Genomic DNA, 20,289 nt, shown 5'->3' on the forward strand with positions numbered 1-20,289 from the left:
CCCCTCTGTCCTGCCGGACATCTCCCCCACTTGGGGGGAGATTGGCAGCTTCAGCAGCAGCGCTCTCTTTGCGAGGTTTGTGATTGGCGAAACCGGCGGCGCCGTCCGATCTCCCCCCAAGTGGGGGAGATGTCCGGCAGGACAGAGGGGGGCGCGACAGAACGCAAACCTCGTTCATTGGCACCCTCATGAACCGCTTCGCCGAACTCCTCGACCGCCTCGTGCTGACGCCGTCGCGCAACGGCAAGCTGACGCTGCTGACCGATTATTTCCGCGGCGTCGAGGATCCGGATCGCGGCCTGGCGCTGGCCGCCATCACCGGTGACCTGACCATCGCGGCGGTCAAGCCGGCGATGCTGCGCACGCTGGTCATGGAACGCATGGATCCGGTGCTGTTCGGCTATTCCTACGACTATGTCGGCGACCTCGCCGAAACCGTTTCGCTGGTCTGGCCGCAATCGCCCGCGGATATCGCGAACCACGAGCCGACGCTCGCCGAGGTCGTGGCAAAGCTGCAGGCGGCGAGCCGTTCCGACGGGCCGAAAGTGCTGGCCAGGCTGCTCGACAGCGCCAGCATCTCGGCGCGCTTCGCCATCATAAAGCTCGTCACCGGCGGCCTGCGTATCGGCGTCTCGGCGCGGCTGGCCAAGCAGGCGCTGGCCGATCTCGGCAAGGTCGACATCGCCGAGATCGAGGAGCTCTGGCACGGGCTGACGCCGCCCTATGCCGGACTGTTCGCCTGGCTGGAAGGCAAGGCCGAAAAGCCCGAAAAGACGGCGCTGGCGCTGTTCCGGCCGGTGATGCTGTCGAACCCCGTCGGCGACGGCGACCTCGAAAAGCTCGACCCGGCCGACTACGCCGCCGAGTGGAAATGGGACGGCATCCGTGTCCAGGCGGTATCGGAAGGCGGCATTCGCCGGCTCTATTCGCGCACCGGCGACGATGTTTCCGGCGCCTTTCCGGATCTCGCCGAGGCGATGGATTTTTCCGGCACCCTCGACGGCGAGCTTCTGGTCGGCGATCCCCGGCAGGCGACGGGCACCTTCTCGGACCTGCAGCAGCGGCTGAACCGCAAGAGCGTGGCGCCGAAGATACAACAGCAATACCCGGCGTTCATGCGCTGCTACGACGTGCTTCAGATCGGCGACGAGGATCTGCGGGCGCACTCTTTCCGCGAGCGGCGCGGCCGGCTCGAGGCCTTCGTCAGGATGCTCGAACCGAGCCGGTTCGACCTGTCGCCGCTGGTCGAATTCGAGGGCTGGCAGGCGCTGGAGGATTTGCGCCGCAAGCCGCTGCACCCGGTCATCGAAGGCGTCATGCTGAAGCGCTGGGATTCGCCTTATCTCACTGGCCGGCCGAAAGGCCCATGGTTCAAATGGAAGCGCGATCCGCACACGGTCGACGTCGTGCTGATGTATGCCCAGCGCGGCCACGGCAAGCGTTCGAGTTTTTATTCCGACTACACGTTCGGCGTCTGGTCCGGCCCGGAAGGATCGGAGGAACTGGTGCCGGTGGGGAAAGCCTATTTCGGCTTCACCGACGAGGAGCTGAGGCAGATCGACAAATATGTCCGCGACAACACGGTCGAGCGTTTCGGCCCGGTCCGCTCGGTGCGGGCCGACCGCAGACAAGGCCTCGTGCTGGAGGTGGCGTTCGAAGGGCTCAACCGCTCGACACGGCACAAGTCGGGCGTCGCCATGCGCTTTCCGCGCATTTCACGGCTGCGCTGGGACAAGCCGGCGGCCGAAGCCGACCGCATCGAGACGCTGCAGGCGCTGCTCGATAGTTAGACCTTTTGTTTGAGCATCGGATTTTCGCAAAACCGGTTTCCACCCTCGGGTCAAGCCCGTGGGCATGCTTTTGGGTTCGATGCTCTACGGAACGACCGAGACGCGGATCTCGTAGATGTCGACCGACTTGCCCTGCTGGTCGAAGTCGGAATTGATGGCGATGGTGCCGGCAGCACCCGGACGCTTGTCGGGAAAGCGCACGTCGAACAGATATTCGTTGTTCTCACGGCCGACCGCGTAGCGCTTGCGGCCGCAATCGCCGAGTTCGCCGAAATTGCAATCGACGGAAATCTGCGTCTCCTTGCCTTCCTCGGAGCGGGCGATGATGTCGAACACGGCGTGCTTGCCGGCGAGCCTTTCCAACACGCCTTGCCCGACGTCGAAGCTGATGGCCGAGCCGGAGGCGCCCGACCGGATGCGCAGGAAGGAACCGCTCTCGTCCTGCATGACTTCGGCCTTGGCATCCGAAGGCGCACTGACAAGCGTCGGGTCGCTCGGCGAAAACACGTTGATCCAGTCGCGACCCTCATCGGGCTCGCCGGGATTCAGCGGCGAGGCCGTTTCGCCTGGCGGCGTGAAATCATCGTCGTCCACCGTCGGAGGCGTTTGCGGCGGGGCCGTATCGAGTTGGGCGGCCGACTTGAAGACGCCGGTCTGCGCAGCGAAATAGAGGCCGATGCCGGCAGCGGCAAGCAGTGTAACACCGAGGAAGATCGCGGTGAGAGGCAGACGGCGGCCCCTCACCCGCCTCTCGTCGCGGTCGGGCATCACCTCTGCGTCGTCGTCTCCAGCCGATGCAGGGGTCGACATGTCGATCTCCGGCACACCGGCGAAAACCGCTTCGGGCATGATATCGGGAACGACCGGTAAGACGCGCGACCGGGGCGCGTCGGATGCAGGAGGCTGCACCGGACCGTCGACAACGATGTCAGGCGACGGCGCAGATTCGGCTTCGACCGCGCTATCGGCCTGAGGCTCCACCGGACCGTCGACGACGACCTCAGGCGGCGGCGCAGGTTCGGTTTCGACCGCGCTATCGGCCTGAGGCTCCATCGGACCGCCGCCGACGACGTCAGACGGCGGCGCAGATTCGGCTTCGGTTCCGCTATCAGCCGGCTGCTCCACCGCCGATGCTGCGGCGTCATCATCGGCCTGCAGGCCGACATCGCGAACCGCTGGCAGAAACTCGGATTCGATTTCGGTGATCTTGGCCTGGACTGCCTTGCGGTGCTTGATGGCGACTTCCACCGTCACGCCCTGGTTGGCCTGCAGGGCACGGTCCAGTGCGGCGAAGGCCGATCGATAGACCCTCTCGCGAAACGCCCGGTCGTCGGCATTGCCTTTTTCGAAGGCGTTCCGGATCGCTTTTTCGATCGCGTCCAAGCAAAGTCCCTCTGCACGTTCGCCCACACTGCCATGATCGTTAGCCGCAGCCGACCAATCAATCAACGGGCCAGCGGCCGCATTCTGCCCTGCCGGTGCATCCAAGGCCTATTTCAGAGGTTTTTCGGCAACGGAATCAACATATTTCGCCGATTTCCCGTCCCAGAGCCAAGGTGGCGTCGCGCAACCTGCCGGTCAGGGCAACCGCTTCAGGTTTGCGCTGCCGCCGCTTATGGACCGGCAAGGGCGCGACATGAATTGCCAAGTCTCATCTTGAATTCGCGGTTGCCCATCTTGAATTCGCGGCCGGTTGCGTCTATCACCCAGCGCATCTTGGAGGCTCCGGCTTCCCGGGCCGCTTTAGCTCAGTTGGTAGAGCACATCATTCGTAATGATGGGGTCGCGTGTTCGAGTCACGCAAGCGGCACCAAAAGCTCAGATAATCCCCATGTCCGCCGTATGTCCGTGCCTCGCGTCGCCGCAGGCGCCCCTTCGCCTTTCTCAATTTCAAACGCGGCCATCACCGGGACGAGGACTGTTCGGGAACGGTCGCCCGACATGTTTGGTCACATCGCACAACTTCCAGGCACCGCCGTCAGGACAGGCCACAAAGGGGAGTTGAAAACAAATGAGCTGAAATGAAAGCCATCTGAGACACAACTGAAACACATCTACGCGCAGGCGACATGCAAGCGAAACGCTTTGGGGCGATGGTCGGGCTCCAAGAAACGCAGGAGCGTCGCCGATGACACCCGACCAGATCAGACTTGTCCAGGATAGTTTTCGCGAGGTCGTCCCGATACGCGTGGCCGCCGCCGCTCTGTTCTACGAACGCCTGTTCGCGATCGATGCGGATCTTCGCGCGCTGTTTCCGGTGAGGGACATGACCAAGCAAGGCGCCAAGCTGATGGCGAGCCTGGGCTTCGTCGTGCACGGACTGGACCGGGCGGACACCATCCTCCCGACGGTGCGCGTGCTCGCCAAGCGTCACGTCACTTACGGCGTCAAGGAACATCATTACCCGATCGTCGGACAAGCGCTCATCGAGACGCTGGCGGCCGGCCTCGGCACGGCTTTTACGCCGCCGGTGCGCGAGGCTTGGGAGGCAGCCTACGGGTTGCTCGCGGGTGTGATGATCGCGGCTGCCCGCGAGGATCAGCTCGCAGCGTGACTTGATAGGGTGCAGCCGAAGGCGGCCATCCAACCGAACCTAATTCTAGATGGAGAGAAACACGATGTTCAGAAACACAGCTATTGCAGCGCTTTGCGTGGCGGCAAGTTCGGCTTCTGCCGGCGAACTCACGGCCCGTCAGGGTGGGACCGTCGATCTCGGCAACTTCCACGGCGTCGTCTATTACACGGAGGCGGACGACGGCTATCGGGTGGTCACCACGATGGCGGCGGGCGAAGAGACCCTGCCCGTGCGCTTCGTCGCGACCCTCACCGAGGGCCAGGCGGTCGTGATCTCGGTACCGGGCGCGTTCAAAGACCCCGGCCAGGCACTCGAAATCTCGCGCGCCGAAGGCAAGCTCGTTGTCGCGAAGGTGGAACCCACCCAGTAAGCGGCTCGTTTCCACGGGCTCTTGCATCTCGCGCAGCGGCCAGAGCTCATCGACCGCAACGGCGGAACGTTGACGTCGCGGCGCAACCGGGTAGTCTTGCCCTTGCTTCCGCGCCTCCAACGACGCGAAGTGGCAATCGGCACCGCCATCGGGATGGCTATCGTCCCAACCTTGGAGGACGAGATGCTCAGGGTGCAATGCGCGGAAGTTCGATTTCGACTTCTTGGGTGCGGACAATTTCTCCTGACACTGATCGGCGCTGGTGTCCTTGCGTCGGCCGCTTTTGCCGACGTCGTCGAGCCCGCGACCCTCGCTGTCGCGGATTTCGAGTTCAAGGATACATCCGGCGAAGTCAGAGACCAGACCGCCGAACACCAAGCGCGGCTGAAGGCATTTGGCGTTACGTTGCAGGATGCCCTTTCGGACAACAAGAAGATCGACCTCGTCGCGTTACCTTGTCAGGCAGAACAGTGCACCATCAAGGACCCCGGCCTTGTCGATCTCTCGAAGCAGGCAAAAACAGCCCGCGCGAAATATCTCCTGATCGGTCAGATGCACAAGATGAGCACGCTGGTTGGCTGGGTGAAGTTCGCAGTGCTGGATTTGAACAACAACAAGGCTGTATGCGATCGATACCTGACTTACCGGGGAGATACCGACGAAGCGTGGCGACGAGCCGCAGAGTTCACGGTGCGCGACATCGAGAAGCACTGCATTCCGTAGGGTTCCGCAGGAAGTCCGGCGACCGAAATGGGTCCCCCGGCGGCAACGCAGCAGCGCCGGTGATCAGACAGACAGGAATGCTCCCATCGCATTGTTGTGGGTGTCACCGCCGCTGCGGCCGCCGAGCGCGGCGCAATCCTCACCGGCTCGACTTCTCCAGGGAAATGACCGCGGGTGATGAAAGCCAAGGGCGCGGATTTTTCGCACTGGCGATACCCCCCAGTCGCCGCCGTTTGAAGGCTCCGTGTTCGATCGCGTCAACGGTGCCTGGTTTGTTTGACTCCATGGTTTGACTTGCATCAACGCCAAAGCAGTTGGGTGGCCGGATGATTGCTACGCCTTTGAATTGCCCGCGATCATGGAGACGACCGATGGACGAAGAGCTCAGAAAGAAGATCCTGACGCTGTTGGACCAACACCGGATCATGACGATTGCAACGCTAAGGCCGGATGGCTGGCCGCAGGCGACGACCGTCGGCTACGTGAACGAAGGCCTCACCCTCTACTTCCTCTGCGGCCTGGACAGCCAAAAGGCGGCGAATCTGGCGCGCGATGACCGGGTGTCGGTGACGATCGATCACGACACTCCGGATCTGATGGCGATTACCGGCCTGTCCATGGCGGCGCACGCGAAAGAGGTGGCTGATCCGGCCGAAGCGGCCAAGATCTTGCGTATGCTTCCGCTGAAGTATCCCGAGCAGGTCGCGCCACTGCCGGTTCCGATGCCGACCCCGGAGGATGTCCGCATATTCCGCGTCACGCCGACGGTCATCTCCGTGCTCGATTACTCCAAGGGCTTCGGCCACACGGACCTTGTGACTTGTTAAGCGCTTGTGCCCGGGAGGAGGCGGCCGTTGCGTTCCTCCGGTGCGGGACGCTGCGCGACGCTGGTCCGGAGTTGTTCCGATCTCACTGATCAGCTGGACGAGGCGGAGCCGTCGCCCAGCGTCGCCACCGTCTTCAGCGCGCCGTCGAGCAGGTCGCCCTTCTCGTCCTTCAACGCGGCTTCGCGCAGGCGCCTGATCCAGTCGGCGGCATCGGCGCGGCCCTTGACCATATCCAGCGCCGACAGCACCCGGTCGAATTTCGACTGGGCGCGGACATGGGTGTCGCTGTAGCCCTTGATCAGCCGGCGGCAGTTGAGGATTTCGATGGCCAGCGCATAGTCCGCCGGCACATACTCAAGCGCCAGCGCGTACCAGCGCTCGAGATGCTCGGTCTCGACCCTGTGGCGCAGCAGGCGGCGGCGCCAGCGGCGCAGGCCGCCGATGAACCACAGCGCGGCAAAACCGGCAAAACTGTCGGTGCGGATGCGGCGGCCGCGGTTGATGCGGCGGTCGAGAAAGGCGGCGAGCTTCGGCCGCGCTTCGATGTAGCTGCCAAGGCCGGCCGGCAGCGTGCCGCAGAATTCCTCGATGCGCGGATGGAAATATTCGGTCACCTGGAGGATCGAACCGTCCTTGACGCCGACCTCGCGGCGCACGCGCTGGTCGCGCGTCGAGCGCGTCTTCAGATCGGCGACGCGGATCATGTCGTCGTAGCACATGGCGTTGGCCAGATGCTTTGCCGCAGCGATCGACAGCGCATAACTATGACCGGCATCGTCCAGCGCGACGGCGCGGTCGAGCCGGTCGAGATACTCGCCGCCATAGGCGATGTCCTGATAGTCGACGATTTTTTTCAGCCCACGAAGCGCCATGTCGCGCACAGGTTCGGGCAGCGCATCGACCCGGGCGGCCAGTGCCTGCCAGCCCTTCAAGAGGCTTTCCGGGCCGCTCACCTTTGCCGCCGCGCCCGAGCCGGTTTCGGCAGCTTTCGGCTCTGCGATCCTGTCGCCCGGCGCCGGCGCACTCGCGATGCCGCGCGCGCGATCATAGGCGGCACCGAAGGCAGCGAGGCTGGCCTTGACGCCGCGGCCGCCGGCGCCGATCGCCTGCTCGTAGCTCTCGCGCGTGAACGGCAAGGCGTCGGACCCCGCCAGCGCGCCGAGCAGGCTGGCCGAGATCATCGAGCCATTGTCGGCGGCGATCTTCTCCATGTCGAAGGCGATGAAGCGCTTGGCGGCTGCTTCAGCCGTGGCATGCACCTTTGAGGACGAGGCCCGGCCGTCGCCAGGCTCGATCTTTTCCGACACGGCGGCGATGCGGTGCGACGAGGCGATCAGCGTGGTCCGCTCGGGCGTGACGAAACCGCGGATGATGGCGCGGCCGGCTTCCATGAGTTCGGCGGCGATCAAAATGTCGACGTCGCCCTGCGACGGCGACAGCGCGAAGACCGGCAGCCGGCCGGTGTCGCGGCACATCTCGACATAGTAGATGGTGGCGCCGGTGCGCTGGGCGACGCCGGCGACCGAGGTCGACTGCGCGACATAGAAATTGCGCTCGGCGACGTCGGTGATCCAGTCGGCCAGCACGCCGCCGCCCTGGCCGCCGACCGCCAGCACGGCGAGCTTGATGACGCGCTCGTCTTCGGGAGCACCGGCTTTCGCGCGCGCTGAGGGGACGGCCTCAAGCATCGGCGAATGTCAAGCGCCGGCCTTCACGGCGCCGCTGCAAGAGGCTGATCGTGGCGCGGCGCGCGGCTTCCAGGAAACGGTCCCAGCGGCTCGGATTGTGGACCACGTCGGCGCGGTAGAAGGACGGGCACAGCACTGCTGCATCGGCGACCTCGCCGCAATTGCCGCAGCCGACGCAGCTCTGGTCGATATGCGCCACCGGATCGTCACGCAGCGGGTCGTCGAGCGACTTGACCGACAGCGACGGGCAGCCGGAAAGCCGCATGCAGGCGTGATCGCCGGTGCAGATATCCTCGTCGACGCCGAACTTGGGCTTGACCACCCGCTCGCCGCCCTTGATCGCCTTGTCGACCAGCGGCTTCTCGCGACGCTGCCGGTTGAGCATGCATTCCGACGAGGCGACGATGACCTTCGGCCCCTTCTCCTCCGTCGTCAGCGCCTCGCGCAGCGTGGCTTGCATCTTGGTGACATCGTAGGTGCGGTCGATGTGGCGCAGCCATTTGACGCCCATGCCCTTCACCGCCTCGGTGATCGGGTGCTTCGTCGACTTGGTCTTGTTGCCGGCGCGAGACGAGAGGATGTCCTGACCGCCGGTGGCGGCCGAGTAAAAGTTATCGACGATGACGATGACACCGTCGTTCTTGTTGAACACCGCGTTGCCGATCGACGAGGTCAGGCCGTTGTGCCAGAAGCCGCCGTCGCCGACGAAGGAGATCGAGCGGCGCTTGGCATCCGGCGAATTGAAGGCCGAGGCGGAGGCCGGCCCGAGCCCGTAACCCATGGTGGTGGCGCCGAGCTCGAAAGGCGGCATGATCGAAAACAGATGGCAGCCGATGTCGGAGGCGATGTGGTGCTTGCCGAGCTCCTGCTCGACCAGCTTGGTGGCGGCGAAGATCGGCCGTTCCGGACAGCCGACGCAGAAGCCGGGCGGGCGGCCCGGAACGACGTTGACCAGGTCGGCGGTATCTAGCCCGTCGCCGATCTTGTTCGGCGCGCGGACCTCGCTTGGCAGCAGATGCGGGATGGTGGCGCGCAGGAACGATCCGATGCCGTCGAGCATGACCTGGCCGGTGTATTCGCCGGCCATCGGCAGATGTTCCTTGCCGACGAGCTTGGTGCCGCGCCCGGCCTTGTGCAGCATCGCGGCAAAGGCCTGCTCGATATAGTTGGGCTGGCCTTCCTCGACCACCAGCACGGCGTCCTTGCCTTCGCAGAAGGACAGGAACTCGTCATCGACCAGCGGATAGACGGCATTGAGCACATAGAGCGGCACGTCTGTCACACCATAGGTGTCGGCGAGGCCGAGGCGCTGCAGCGCCCGGATGACCGAATTGTACATGCCGCCCTGCATGACGATGCCGACCGAGCCGTGCTCGGGACCGAAGAATTCGTTGATCTTGTTGCTGCGGATGAAATCGACCGCGGCCGGCCAGCGTTTCTGCACCTTTTCCTTCTCATGCAGGAAGGAGGCGGGCGGCAGCACGATGCGGCCGGTGTCGCGGCGCGGCGCGTCGAGCGCATCGGCCACTGTCATCGCCGGCCGCTTGTTGTCCTTGGCGATGAAATGGCCATGGACATGGCAGCAGCGGATGCGGACCTGCAGCATGACCGGCGTGTTGGAGACCTCGGACAGCTCGAAGCCGTCCTCCACCGCCTTGACGATCGACGGCAGGTTCGGCCGCGGGTCGAGCAGCCAGACCTGGCTCTTCATGGCGAAGGCATGGCTGCGCTCCTGCATGATCGAGGAGCCTTCGCCGTAATCCTCGCCGACGATGATCAGCGCGCCGCCGGTGACGCCGCCGGAAGCGAGATTGGCCAGCGCGTCCGACGCGACATTGGTGCCGACCGTCGACTTGAAGGTGGCTGCACCACGGATCGGATAGTGCACCGATGCCGCCAGCATGGCGGTCGCGGTCGCTTCCGAGGCGCTCGCTTCGAAATGCACGCCGAGTTCGCCCAGAATGTCCTGCGCGTCGGCCAGCACGTCCATCAGATGGCTGATCGGTGCGCCCTGATAGCCGCCGACATAGCCGACGCCGCACTGCAGCAGCGCCTTGGTGATGGCGAGGATGCCCTCGCCGGAAAACTCTTCGCCGGCGCCGAGCCTGAGCTTCTCGACTTCCTTGGTAAAAGACCGTTCGGCCATTTTTGGCTCCTTCCGTTACCGCCGAAATCTGGCGGCGCGTGAGATCGTCAAATGTCGTGCTTGCGAATGTTCTTCAGCATCTTCTGCAGTGTGGCGATCAGCGCCGCGTATTCGGCATCGTCGACATCGTCGAACATCGCCTCGAACGCGTCATGCATGGCTGGCCAGGCGCGGGTGAACTCGGCACGACCCTCGTCGGTCAGGAACACATGGCGGATGCGGCTGTCGGTGACTCCCTGCTCCCGCCGCACAAACCCTTGCCCTTCCAGCGTGTCGAGCGTCCGGCTCAGCGTGGATTGTTCGATCACGGTATAGACCGAGAGATCGTTGACGGTGACGCCGTCGGTGACCGACAGCACGGCGAGTGTGCGCACCTGCGGAATGGTCAGGCCCTGCTTGCGGAAATCGTCGCGCAAGGTGGCGTTGTAGCGGCCCATGATGCGGTTCATCAGATAGGGCGCGAACTGCTGCAGGCCGATCTGGCCCAAGGTGGAGATGCGCTGGCGCTTTTCAACCTTCTGTTCCATCACAGCCTCCCCGCCAGCAGGAAGCCGGAACCGCCGCCAAGCCCGGCGCCCGGATGGGTCGAGGCGCCGATATGGTGGAGGCCCTTGACCCCGGTGTCGTGATTGCGGCTCGTCTTGAACGGCCGCCACAGGAACGACTGGTCGATGGTCGAGGAGCCGCCATAGGGATCGCCGCCGACCAGATTGATGTTCATCGCTTCCAGATCGGCCGGCGAATAGGCGCGGCGTGCAATGACGCTCTCCTTGAACCCGTCGATATGGCTGGCGAGGATAGCTTCGGCACGGTTCGCATAGGCTTCGCGCAGCGCATCGGTCCAGCGGCCGTCGGCCGGCGTCTCGAGTTTGGCGGCGGCATCGCCCTTGATGATGCGTGGCGCCTCGGGCAGCTGCAGCCACAGGATCGCCTTGCCGTCCGGACAGCGCGACGGATCAAGCGCATGCGGCTGGCCGACGCAGATGGTCGGTACTTCCGGCAGCATGCCGCGCGTGGCTTCGTTGCAGGCTTTCGAGACGCCGTCGAGCCCCGGCGTCAGGTGCAGCAGCGCGACCTTGTCGAGGCCGTCGCCGCGCCATGCGGGTGGCCTGTCCAAAGCATAGTGGATCTGGAAATTGCCCTTGCCGTAGCGGTATTTTTGCGCTGCTTCGACGTCGGCCTTCGGAGCCGCGTCACCGAGCAGCCGCTCGTAAAGCTGGGTCGGCGTGACCGAGCAGATCACGCTCTTCTTCGCGGTGACCGTTTCGCCCGACGCCAGCCGCACGCCGGTTGCACGGCCTCCGCTCTGGATGACGGAGGCTACGTCCGCCTCAGTCCGGATCACGCCGCCGCGTTCCTTGATCAGCGCCTCGAAAGCGGCCAGCAGGTTTCTGGCGCCGCCCTTGACGATCGGCGCGCCGGCAGCTTCGAGCGCAAAGGCTATAACCCTGGCGATCTGGCCGGAGAACGCATCTTCGGGCCCGAGGCCGGCATGCAGCACCCAGGGCGCCCATAGCGCGCGGGTGGTTTCGGACTGATAGGTGCTTTCCAGCCAGCCGCGCGCCGGCACCAACGCCTGGCCGAGAAAGGCGGCGAGATTGCGCGGGCTTCGCCGCCATGCCTCACCGGCGAGGAGCTTTGTCGTTGGGTAGGACCACAGGCTGCCGCCGAGCAGCCCGAACAGCAGGCCGGCATTGCGCTCGATCTCCCCGACATCGCTGCCGTGCCGGTCGCCGTCGCCCGCGGCAAGCGCATTGGCCGCCGCAACATTGGCGGCGCGGTCGGTGCGCAGGATGGCATGGCTGCCGTCCGGCCGCAGCACGCCCGTGGGCGTGCCGGTGTTGCAGAACTCCAGGCCGTGCCGCGCCAGGTCCTTGCCCAGCGCCGCATAGGCCGGCGAGGTGATGAACAGGACGAAGGTCGTGGCCATCACGTCATGGATGAAGCCGGGCGCGGTGATCTCTTCGGTGCGCATGCAGCCGCCGATGCGATCGTTGCGCTCGAGCACCAGCACCTTCGCGCCCTTGCCGCCAAGCATCGCCGCGCAGACCAGCGCGTTGATGCCGCTGCCGACGATGATGTGGTCGGCCGCGTTCATCGACGATTGCTCCCGGTCGAAAGGAGGTGGAATTCAATTGCGCGGGTTGGCATTCCTTCGTGCCCCCCTCTGTCCTGCCGGACATCTCCCCCACGAGGGGGGAGATCGGACGTCACCACCGCCTTCGCCAATCTCCAACGTCGCAGGAATGAGCCGGGCGCCGAAGCTACCAATCTCCCCCCTCGTGGGGGAGATGTCCGGCAGGACAGAGGGGGGCGCCGTAGAGCGGCAGCCTTGCCAAGCTGCCACCCCCTACCCATCACTTCGACATTGCCTGCGAGCATGATCTTCTCCCGAAGACCGCCACCTCGTCCTATTGCCGTGGCACAAGCGCCAGCGCGCGGATCGGGCTGCCGGTGCCGTGCTCGATCTTGAGCGGTGCCGCGATCAGGATCGCGCCCTTCGGCGGCAGCCGGTCGAGGTTGCAGAGGCTGGCGAGGCCATAGCGGTTGGCCTTGTGCATCAGGCTGTGCGCCGGGAATGGCGGCTCCATTCCCCCTGCTTTGCCAGCATCTGTGCCGATCGTCTCACTGCCCCAGCCCTTGATGTCCTTGCTGATCAGGAACTGGATGGCCTCGGCCGTCGGTCCGGGCGTGTGCGGTCCGGTCTCGTCGGCGTTGAGGAATTCGGCTTCCGAACCGTTGCGCTTGTACCAGTCGGTGCGCATCACCACCCATTCACCGGCGTTGATAGCGCCGTGCTCGGCTTCCCAGGCCTTGATATGGTCGACGGTGAGCAGGAAGTCATGGTCGGCTGCGGCTTGCTTCGAGCAGTCGATGACATTGACCGGGCCAACGAAGTTCTGCGCCGGAATGGTGTCGGTGGCGCCGTCCGGATAATCCTTGCCGGTGATCCAGTGCTGTGGCGCGTCAAAATGCGTGCCCGAATGCTCGCCGAGCTTCAGCCAGTTCCATGCCCACCACGGTCCATTCTTGTCATAGGCGGAGATCGCGTGGATCTCGACCTTCGGCGTGTCCACCGCCAATTCCGGCGGCAGCTTGATCAATGGCGTGTCGGGCCCGAGCGGGGCCGTCAGGTCGACCACCTGGATGGCGCCTGAAAGAAGCTGGCCGGCGACCTCGCCGAGGAGTTGTTGCGTGTCCATGGTCTCTGTTCCCTCTTCTTGGATGGCTCTGAAGGCTCGTTGCGGCCCTTAATATCCTACTAGACGAAAACATATGCATCTGCAATTATCTTTAAGCATAAAGGAAATGGGTTGGGTGGGGCGTGAGCGAGTTTGACGCCATATTCGTGGGGGCCGGCCACAACAGTCTGGCATGCGCCGCGCATCTGGCGCTCAAGGGCTGGAAAACCGGGATTTTCGAGTGCAGCGGAGCGATCGGCGGTGCCGTCCAGACAAGCGAATTCACGCTGCCCGGCTTCCGGCACGATTTCGGCGCGATGAATCTGAGCCTGTTCGCCGGCTCGGCCTTTCACAAGAAATATGCAAATGAATTGAAAGCCCACGGGCTGGAGTTCGCGCCGGTCGCCGATTGCTTCGCCAGCGTCTTTCCGGACGGAAGCTGGTTCGGCGTCAGCAATGACCTCGAAAAGACCGCTGCCCGGATGGCAGGTTTTTCCGCGGCCGACGCCGCCACATGGCGCCGGCTGGTCGCGGCTTTCCCGGCGGAAGCCGAGCATCTGTTCCGGCTGCTGGGCTCGCCGATGAGCGGCCGGGCGCTTGCCGGCACCGCCTGGAACCTGTGGCGCAAGAAGGGCTCCGCCGGCGCGCTCGGCACCGGTCGCCTGCTGCTGTCCTCACCCCGCGCGTGGCTCGAGGAGACTTTCGAGTCGCCGCATGTCAGGGCGACGCTCGCGACCTGGGGCATGCATCTCGACTTCGCCCCCGACATCGCCGGCGGCGCGGTGTTCCCCTACCTTGAGTCGATGGCCAACCAGTGCTTCGGCATGGTGCTCGGCAAGGGCGGCGCCGACACCATTATCCGCGCCTTGTCAGGCATGGTCACCGCTGCCGGCGGCAAGATCACCACCGGGGCCGAGGTGGCTGAGATCACCGTTGGCGCCGGCAAGGCGACCGGCGTGCGGCTCGCTTCCGGCGAGACCCATACCGCCACCAAGGCGGTCATCGCCGGCGTCGCGCCCGGAGCGTTGCCCGGCAGACTGCTGCCTGATGGTTCAGGCGACGCCGGCTTCGACAGTGCGATGAAGAAATACCGTCATGCGCCGGGCACGATGATGATCCATCTGGCGCTGGACGATCTGCCGGGCTGGAGCGCCGGCGCCGATCTCAGGCAATTCGCCTATGTCCATCTGTCGCCGTCGCTCGACGCCATGTCGCGGACCTATCAGCAGGCAATGTCGGGTCTGCTGCCGGACGAGCCGGTCCTGGTCGTCGGCCAGCCGACCGCGGTCGATCCGTCGCGCGCGCCGGTCGGCAAGCACGTTCTGTGGGTGCAGGTGCGCATGCTGCCCGCCGAGATCCTTGGCGATGCGGCGGGCACAATCGCGCCGGCTCACTGGGATCAGGTCAAGGAGCGTTACGCCGAGCGCGTTCTCGATATCATCGAGCGCTACGCGCCCGGTCTTCGCCGGAAGATTCTCGGCCGCGCCGTGTTCTCGCCGCTCGACCTCGAACGCGAGAACCCCAACCTCGTCGGCGGCGACCAGATCTGCGGCAGCCATCATCTGGCGCAGAACTTTCTCTTCCGTCCGGCGCGCGGCTTTGCCGGCTGGAACACGCCGGTCACGAATTTGCATCTCACAGGGGCTGCAACATGGCCGGGCGCCGGCACTGGTGCTGCCTCGGGCTATATGCTCGCGCAACAGCTTGGCGGGAGGTAGGTTTCAAGACACTTGCGAATGGGCAAGGCGCGGTTGCCCAGGGAGCCTGAACCCACAGAACGACAACGACGCCGCGCAGACAAAACCAACAGGGGAACGACCATGACAATCAACAGACGAGAATTGCTCGGATATGGCGCAGCAGCGCTTGGCGCCACCGTCATCGGCCTGCCGCAGATAGCCAAGGCAGCCGGCGAACTGACCATCGCCTACAACGTCAACCTGCCGTCCTGGGACCCGACCACCGGACCCTCGGCGGTCAACCCGACCATCCAGGGCCTCTACCAGTCGGTGTTCGACCAGTTCATCCCGCAGAAGCCGGACCTGTCCCTTGCGCCGGGCCTGCTGACCGAATGGGGCTGGAACGACGACCGCACCAAGATCATGATGACGGTGCGCGACGGCGTCACCTGGCATGACGGCTCGCCATTCACCGCCGAGGACGTGGTGTGGTCGCTGGAGCGCGCCGGCAAGGCCGAGACCGGCAACCCGATTCAGTTCGTTTGGTCGAAGGTCGGCAACTTCAAGATCGACGGCAACAAGATCACCGGCGACGTCATCGCCTTCGAGCCAACGCTGTTCAAATGGATGTCGTTCCTGACCGGCTACATCATGCCGAAGGCCTATTACGAGAAGGTCGGCGCCGAGGGTTTCGAAAAGGCTCCAATCGGCACCGGCCCCTACATGGTCGACAAGTTCGAGCGCAACGCCTTCCTGCGGCTGAAGGCCAACCCGACCTACTGGGGCGGCAAGCCGGCTTTCGAGAATGTGACGATCAAGTTCGTCACCGACGCGGCGAGCCGCGTCGCCGAAATCGAGTCGGGTTCCTCGCAAGTGACGCTTGAAATCCCCTATGAGGAATATGATCGCCTGATCGCCAAGGACGGGCTTGCCGGCTCGTGCAAGAACGTTTCCGACATCGGCATGATCTTCTTCAACGACATCGACGTGATGCTGGACAAGAACGTCCGCCAGGCAGCGGTGATGGCGGTCGACAAGAAGCTGCTGGTCGATCGGCTGCTGCGCGGCTACGGCCAGCCGATCGATACGCTGGAGACGCCGGAATACGCCGCCTACGATGCGTCGATAAAGGTCGAGCACAATCCGGAAAAGGCCAAGGAATTGCTCGCCGCCTCCGGCTATTCGCCGGAAAAGCCGGTCAAGTTCACGATACAGACGACCAAGGGCTTCAAGCCCAAGGATTACGAGATGGTCCAGGCGATCGTCGGCATGTGGCGCAAGGTCGGCATCGAAGCGACGATCGAGGTCTACGAGATCGCCAAGCACTACGAACTGCGCGCAGCCGACAAACTGGCGCCGGCCGCCTTCTACAATTGGGGCAACTCCATCGGCGACCCGACCACCTCGACCGGCTTCGCCACCTATGGCCCAAGCCCGCATTCGGTGTGGGACAGCCAGGATCTGATCGACATGATCAACCCGCTATGGGGCGAGGCGGACGAGGCCAAGCGCATCGCCGGCTGGAAGGCTGTCGACAAATACATCGCCGAGCAGGCCTATGTGCTGCCGCTGATCCAGTATGCGCAGCCGATCGTGCATGCCAAGGGCGTCAATGTCGTGCAGCATGTGTCCGGCGCGCTTTTGCCGGCGCTGATGACTCCGGCCTGATATCGGCCAGGGATTGCCGCGCGCCGTCCGCAATGACGGTGCGCATTTTCCGCCAGGCGTACGGGCGACCATGCTGCTGCAAAGATTCCTGATCCGTCTTCTGACGATGGCGATCACGCTGTTCGGCGTGGCCGTCGTCGTCTTTGTCGTGATCCGCGTCGCGCCTGGCGACCCGATCGCGATGATGCTGCCGCCCGGCGCCACCGATGCCGACATCGCCCGGCTGCGTGCGCTCTATGGGCTCGACAAGACCATCGTCGAGCAGTTCTTCATCTGGCTGTCCGGCGTCGTCAGAGGCGATTTCGGCACCTCGATTTCGCTCAGGCAAGATGTGCTGGGGCTGGTCTTCAACCGGCTGCCGGCGACGCTGGAACTTGCCATCGTCGCGCTTTTGATGGCGCTGGCGATCGGCGGCACGACGGCGATCCTCGGCGCGCGCGAACGCGGCACCGCGGTCGAGGCCGGCATCGATATCGCCAGCGGTGCGGCCCTTTCCATTCCGGATTTTTTGTGGGGGCTGGTGTTGATCCTTTTGTTCGGCGTGCTGGTGCCGGTGTTCGACATTTCCGGCCGGGTCTCGCCGCAGCTCGACCTGCCCTTCGTCACCCAGTTCTATCTGTTCGAGAGCCTGGCGCGGCTGCGCTTCGACCTGACCAAGGACCTGCTCGGGCACATGCTGATGCCGGCGATTGCGCTCGCGCTGCCGCTGGCCGCGATCATCTCGCAGTTGCTGAAACAGTCGCTGAAGGAAGTGCTCGACCTCGACTATGTCGTGCTGGCGCGGGTGAAGGGCTTTTCGGAAACGCAGGTCATCCTGCGCGAGGCACTGAAGAATGCCGCGCTGCCGACGCTCACTTTGGTCGGCGTGCAGTTCACCTTCCTGATCGGCGGCACGGTGATCGTCGAGCGGCTGTTTTCCTATGAAGGTCTCGGCAATATGGCGATCGATGCCGTCATCAACCGCGACCTGCCGCTGATCCAGGGCATCGTGCTGGTCTTCGCGCTGCTGTTCGTGCTGATCAACCTCGCTGTCGATATGATGTACGCGCTGCTCAATCCGAGGCTGCGCCATGGATGAGGCCCGCATCTCAAGACATGGTTCGGGCGCAAGGCTGTGGCTGGCCGGCGGCTGGCTGCTGCTCGCGCTTCTTGCCGCGATCTTCGCGCCGCTGGTGGCGCCGCAGGATCCGCTGGCGCAGGATCTGATGTTCGAACGCCTGCCGCCGTTCTGGATGAGCGGTTCAGAGCCGGGCTTCTGGCTCGGCACCGACAGCCTCGGCCGCGATCTGTTGTCGCGGCTTGTCTTCGGCGCCCGCATCGCCTTCATCGTCGCCTTCGCGGCGGCCTTGGCCGCTTGCCTGGTCGGCTCGACGCTCGGGCTGATCGCCGGTTATTTCGGCGGCTGGGCCGACCGCATCATCTCGCGCATCGTCGACGTCTGGATGGCGTTCCCGCCGGTGCTGTTCGCCATCCTGCTGGTCGCCGTGCTCGGCACCGGCCTGAGCTCCGTCATCATCGCCATCGCGGTCATCGACTGGACACGCTTCTGCCGGGTGATCCGCGCCGAGACCATGGGCCAGGCGCGCATGGACTATGTCGAGAACGCCCGGATCGCCGGCTATGGCCGCATCGGCATCATGCTGCGCGAGGTGCTGCCCAATGTGGTGCCGTCGATCGTCGCGCTGCTGTCGCTGGAGATGGGCATCGCCGTCATCGTCGAGGCGATCCTGTCCTTCGTCAATCTGTCGATCTCGACCGACGATCCGACCTGGGGCGGCATCATCGCCGAGGGTCGCCTGTCGATCCATCAGGCGTGGTGGGTGCTGGTGTTCCCGCTGGTCACCCTGATCCTGACGGTGCTGTCGTTCAGCCAGTTCGGCGAGGCTCTGAAGGCACGTTTCGATCCGGTGCTGCGATGAGTGCGGTTGTGAAACCTTGCCTCGACATCCGCTCCTTGAGCGCCGTGCTGCCGAATGGCCAGCGCGTGCTGCGCTCGGTGTCGCTTTCCGTCCAACCCGGCGAGGTCCGCGCGCTGGTTGGCGAGAGCGGCGCCGGCAAGACGATGATCGGCAAGGCGGTGCTCGGCGTGCTGCCGACCAGCGTGCGCATCGTCGAAGGCGACATGCTGCTCGAGGGCGAGGATCTCGGCCGGCTTCAGCCAAAGGCAAGGCGAACGCTGATCGGCGCCCGCACCGCGCTGATCCCGCAGGATCCGCTGACCGCGCTCAACCCGTCGCGCCGCATTGGCCCACAGATGACCGACCGGCTGGTGCGCATCCTCGGCTGGAGCGGGCAGAGAGCCGAGACCCGTATCCGCCAATTGCTGGACGAGGTGCAGATCCGCGATCCGGACCGTGTCACCAAAAGCTATCCGCACGAGCTCTCGGGCGGCATGCGCCAGCGCGTGCTGATCGCTGCCGCTTTCGCCGCCGAGCCAAGGCTGATCGTCGCCGACGAGCCGACTACGGCGCTCGACGTGACCGTGCAGAAGCAGATCCTGCGCCTGATCGCGCAGTTGCAGCGCGAGCACGGCACGGCGATCCTGTTCGTCACCCACGATCTCGGCGTCGTCGCCAAGATCAGCCAGAAAGTGTCGGTCCTCTATGCCGGCAAGGTGGTGGAGGAAGCCGAGACGGCTGATCTCTTTGCCGCGCCGCAGCACCCTTACACACGAGCGTTGATGGCGGCGACACCGCGCTACACCGATCCGTTCGCCTCGCTGAAACCGGTGGACGAGGCGGTGCTGGCCGGACTGGCCGCGGAGATCGCCGCTGCTGACCAGGCCTGGAGGCGGCCGCATGGCTGAGCCGCTGTTTTCCGTGCGCGGCCTGAAGGTGGCGCTGCCAGACATGACGCGCAAGCCGCTGATCGGCCGTGCGCCGATGGCCGATATCCTGAAGGGACTGGACTTCGACCTGCCCAGGGGCTCGGTGACCGGCATCGTCGGCGAATCCGGATCGGGCAAATCGACGCTCGGCCGCGCCTTGGTGCGGCTGCTGGAACCCAGCGCCGGCAGCATCGTTTTCGACGGCCGCGACATCACGCATCTGCCGGAGGCGAAGCTCAGGCCGCTGCGCCGCAATCTGCAGATGATCTTCCAGGATCCAATGTCGTCGCTCAATCCGCGCCGCACCATTTTCAGCATCATCGCCGCCCCCCTCAGGCAAAACGGGCTTGGCGACAATCTGAAGGCGCGTGTCGCCGAGGCTTTGCAGCGCGTCGGCCTGCCGCAAAGCTTCGCCAGCCGCTACCGCCACGAACTCTCGGGCGGCCAACGCCAGCGCGTCGGCATTGCCCGGGCGCTGGCGCTGGCGCCGAAATTCGTGCTGGCCGACGAGATCGTCTCCGGCCTCGACGTCTCGACCCAGGCGCAGATCCTGACGCTGCTGGAAAGACTGGCCGCCGAAATGGGCCTGACCATCGCTTTCATCAGCCACGACCTGTCGGTGATCCGGCGGCTCTGCCGGCAGGTGATCGTCATGCGCGAAGGGGCGATCGTCGAAGCCAGCGCCACCGACGCCTTGTTCGACAACCCGCAACAGGCCTACACGCGCGATCTCCTCGCCGCCATTCCGCTGCCTGAGATCGATGCCGACTGGCTGCTGCCCGCGGCCAAGGCGCCGACATGAAAGCGGCCGCAG

The 20,289-nt window shown here is 64.8% G+C and carries 17 protein-coding genes and 1 tRNA gene; 12 read left to right on the top strand and 6 right to left on the bottom strand.

Annotated elements, in window-relative coordinates:
- Positions 1 to 188 precede the first annotated feature (188 nt).
- On the top strand, positions 189 to 1,790 hold the full coding sequence (locus E5X88_RS16160) for a cisplatin damage response ATP-dependent DNA ligase (protein ID WP_292162958.1): 1,602 nt from the start codon (positions 189 to 191) through the stop codon (positions 1,788 to 1,790).
- A gap of 84 nt (positions 1,791 to 1,874) precedes the next feature.
- Here the strand turns inward: E5X88_RS16160 and E5X88_RS16165 are convergent, their stop codons facing one another.
- The gene (locus E5X88_RS16165; RefSeq protein WP_292162960.1) at positions 1,875 to 3,173 is read right to left on the bottom strand and encodes a hypothetical protein; all 1,299 of its coding nucleotides are present in this window, start codon (positions 3,171 to 3,173) and stop codon (positions 1,875 to 1,877) included.
- 354 nt (positions 3,174 to 3,527) lie between these two features.
- On the opposite strand from E5X88_RS16165, the gene E5X88_RS16170 reads away from it, so the two are divergent.
- The 5 genes from E5X88_RS16170 to E5X88_RS16190 all read left to right on the top strand — a co-directional run bounded on the left by E5X88_RS16170 (position 3,528) and on the right by E5X88_RS16190 (position 6,285).
- Positions 3,528 to 3,603 (top strand) — tRNA-Thr (locus E5X88_RS16170).
- A gap of 315 nt (positions 3,604 to 3,918) precedes the next feature.
- On the top strand, positions 3,919 to 4,344 hold the full coding sequence (locus E5X88_RS16175) for a globin family protein (protein WP_292162962.1): 426 nt from the start codon (positions 3,919 to 3,921) through the stop codon (positions 4,342 to 4,344).
- 64 nt (positions 4,345 to 4,408) lie between these two features.
- A complete protein-coding gene (locus E5X88_RS16180) occupies positions 4,409 to 4,735 on the top strand; it encodes a hypothetical protein (protein ID WP_292162964.1) in 327 nt (108 codons plus the stop codon).
- A gap of 129 nt (positions 4,736 to 4,864) precedes the next feature.
- The gene (locus E5X88_RS16185; protein ID WP_292162966.1) at positions 4,865 to 5,458 is read left to right on the top strand and encodes a DUF2380 domain-containing protein; all 594 of its coding nucleotides are present in this window, start codon (positions 4,865 to 4,867) and stop codon (positions 5,456 to 5,458) included.
- Positions 5,459 to 5,829: 371 nt separating this feature from the next.
- Positions 5,830 to 6,285 carry a pyridoxamine 5'-phosphate oxidase family protein gene (locus tag E5X88_RS16190; protein ID WP_292162967.1) on the top strand — a complete coding sequence of 152 codons (456 nt, stop codon included), beginning with the start codon at positions 5,830 to 5,832 and terminating at the stop codon, positions 6,283 to 6,285.
- An 89-nt stretch (positions 6,286 to 6,374) separates the two neighbouring features.
- Here E5X88_RS16190 and E5X88_RS16195 read toward each other — a convergent pair whose 3' ends face one another.
- The 5 genes from E5X88_RS16195 to E5X88_RS16215 all read right to left on the bottom strand — a co-directional run bounded on the left by E5X88_RS16195 (position 6,375) and on the right by E5X88_RS16215 (position 13,322).
- On the bottom strand, positions 6,375 to 7,973 hold the full coding sequence (locus E5X88_RS16195) for an indolepyruvate oxidoreductase subunit beta family protein (protein ID WP_292162968.1): 1,599 nt from the start codon (positions 7,971 to 7,973) through the stop codon (positions 6,375 to 6,377).
- Positions 7,966 to 10,119 carry an indolepyruvate ferredoxin oxidoreductase subunit alpha gene (locus E5X88_RS16200; protein ID WP_292162970.1) on the bottom strand — a complete coding sequence of 718 codons (2,154 nt, stop codon included), beginning with the start codon at positions 10,117 to 10,119 and terminating at the stop codon, positions 7,966 to 7,968. Before E5X88_RS16200 ends, E5X88_RS16195 begins: the two co-directional genes overlap by 8 nt.
- Positions 10,120 to 10,166: 47 nt before the next feature.
- Positions 10,167 to 10,646, bottom strand: coding sequence for a MarR family transcriptional regulator (locus E5X88_RS16205; RefSeq protein WP_126037474.1), 480 nt, complete (start codon positions 10,644 to 10,646; stop codon positions 10,167 to 10,169).
- Positions 10,646 to 12,217 carry an NAD(P)/FAD-dependent oxidoreductase gene (locus E5X88_RS16210; RefSeq protein WP_292162973.1) on the bottom strand — a complete coding sequence of 524 codons (1,572 nt, stop codon included), beginning with the start codon at positions 12,215 to 12,217 and terminating at the stop codon, positions 10,646 to 10,648. The genes E5X88_RS16205 and E5X88_RS16210 overlap by 1 nt, the downstream gene beginning before the upstream one ends.
- A gap of 313 nt (positions 12,218 to 12,530) precedes the next feature.
- A complete protein-coding gene (locus tag E5X88_RS16215) occupies positions 12,531 to 13,322 on the bottom strand; it encodes a cyclase family protein (protein WP_292162978.1) in 792 nt (263 codons plus the stop codon).
- A gap of 122 nt (positions 13,323 to 13,444) precedes the next feature.
- On the opposite strand from E5X88_RS16215, the gene E5X88_RS16220 reads away from it, so the two are divergent.
- The 6 genes from E5X88_RS16220 (at position 13,445) to E5X88_RS16245 (ending at position 20,277) form a co-directional block, all read left to right on the top strand.
- Positions 13,445 to 15,019 carry an NAD(P)/FAD-dependent oxidoreductase gene (locus E5X88_RS16220; RefSeq protein ID WP_292162980.1) on the top strand — a complete coding sequence of 525 codons (1,575 nt, stop codon included), beginning with the start codon at positions 13,445 to 13,447 and terminating at the stop codon, positions 15,017 to 15,019.
- A 102-nt stretch (positions 15,020 to 15,121) separates the two neighbouring features.
- Entirely contained in the window at positions 15,122 to 16,648 is a 1,527-nt protein-coding gene (locus E5X88_RS16225; RefSeq protein ID WP_292162981.1) for an ABC transporter substrate-binding protein, read from the top strand.
- 70 nt (positions 16,649 to 16,718) lie between these two features.
- Positions 16,719 to 17,726 carry an ABC transporter permease gene (locus tag E5X88_RS16230; protein WP_292162983.1) on the top strand — a complete coding sequence of 336 codons (1,008 nt, stop codon included), beginning with the start codon at positions 16,719 to 16,721 and terminating at the stop codon, positions 17,724 to 17,726.
- The gene (locus E5X88_RS16235; protein ID WP_292162985.1) at positions 17,719 to 18,567 is read left to right on the top strand and encodes an ABC transporter permease; all 849 of its coding nucleotides are present in this window, start codon (positions 17,719 to 17,721) and stop codon (positions 18,565 to 18,567) included. Before E5X88_RS16230 ends, E5X88_RS16235 begins: the two co-directional genes overlap by 8 nt.
- A complete protein-coding gene (locus tag E5X88_RS16240) occupies positions 18,564 to 19,454 on the top strand; it encodes an ABC transporter ATP-binding protein (protein ID WP_292162987.1) in 891 nt (296 codons plus the stop codon). Before E5X88_RS16235 ends, E5X88_RS16240 begins: the two co-directional genes overlap by 4 nt.
- Positions 19,447 to 20,277, top strand: a complete 831-nt coding sequence (locus E5X88_RS16245) for an ATP-binding cassette domain-containing protein (RefSeq protein ID WP_292162988.1) — start codon at positions 19,447 to 19,449, stop codon at positions 20,275 to 20,277. The genes E5X88_RS16240 and E5X88_RS16245 overlap by 8 nt, the downstream gene beginning before the upstream one ends.
- The last annotated feature ends 12 nt before the right edge of the window (positions 20,278 to 20,289 follow it).

The sequence above is a fragment of the Mesorhizobium sp. genome, assembly GCF_004962245.1.
GTDB lineage: Bacteria > Pseudomonadota > Alphaproteobacteria > Rhizobiales > Rhizobiaceae > Mesorhizobium.

Coding starts and splice junctions, on each gene's coding strand:
- E5X88_RS16215 (WP_292162978.1), bottom strand. CDS start 13,322: ATGGACACGCAACAACTCCTCGGCGAGGTCGCCGGCCAGCTTCTTTCA.
- E5X88_RS16225 (WP_292162981.1), top strand. CDS start 15,122: ATGACAATCAACAGACGAGAATTGCTCGGATATGGCGCAGCAGCGCTT.
- E5X88_RS16245 (WP_292162988.1), top strand. CDS start 19,447: ATGGCTGAGCCGCTGTTTTCCGTGCGCGGCCTGAAGGTGGCGCTGCCA.
- E5X88_RS16200 (WP_292162970.1), bottom strand. CDS start 10,119: ATGGCCGAACGGTCTTTTACCAAGGAAGTCGAGAAGCTCAGGCTCGGC.
- E5X88_RS16210 (WP_292162973.1), bottom strand. CDS start 12,217: ATGAACGCGGCCGACCACATCATCGTCGGCAGCGGCATCAACGCGCTG.
- E5X88_RS16160 (WP_292162958.1), top strand. CDS start 189: ATGAACCGCTTCGCCGAACTCCTCGACCGCCTCGTGCTGACGCCGTCG.
- E5X88_RS16175 (WP_292162962.1), top strand. CDS start 3,919: ATGACACCCGACCAGATCAGACTTGTCCAGGATAGTTTTCGCGAGGTC.
- E5X88_RS16205 (WP_126037474.1), bottom strand. CDS start 10,646: ATGGAACAGAAGGTTGAAAAGCGCCAGCGCATCTCCACCTTGGGCCAG.
- E5X88_RS16230 (WP_292162983.1), top strand. CDS start 16,719: ATGCTGCTGCAAAGATTCCTGATCCGTCTTCTGACGATGGCGATCACG.
- E5X88_RS16235 (WP_292162985.1), top strand. CDS start 17,719: ATGGATGAGGCCCGCATCTCAAGACATGGTTCGGGCGCAAGGCTGTGG.
- E5X88_RS16190 (WP_292162967.1), top strand. CDS start 5,830: ATGGACGAAGAGCTCAGAAAGAAGATCCTGACGCTGTTGGACCAACAC.
- E5X88_RS16195 (WP_292162968.1), bottom strand. CDS start 7,973: ATGCTTGAGGCCGTCCCCTCAGCGCGCGCGAAAGCCGGTGCTCCCGAA.
- E5X88_RS16240 (WP_292162987.1), top strand. CDS start 18,564: ATGAGTGCGGTTGTGAAACCTTGCCTCGACATCCGCTCCTTGAGCGCC.
- E5X88_RS16180 (WP_292162964.1), top strand. CDS start 4,409: ATGTTCAGAAACACAGCTATTGCAGCGCTTTGCGTGGCGGCAAGTTCG.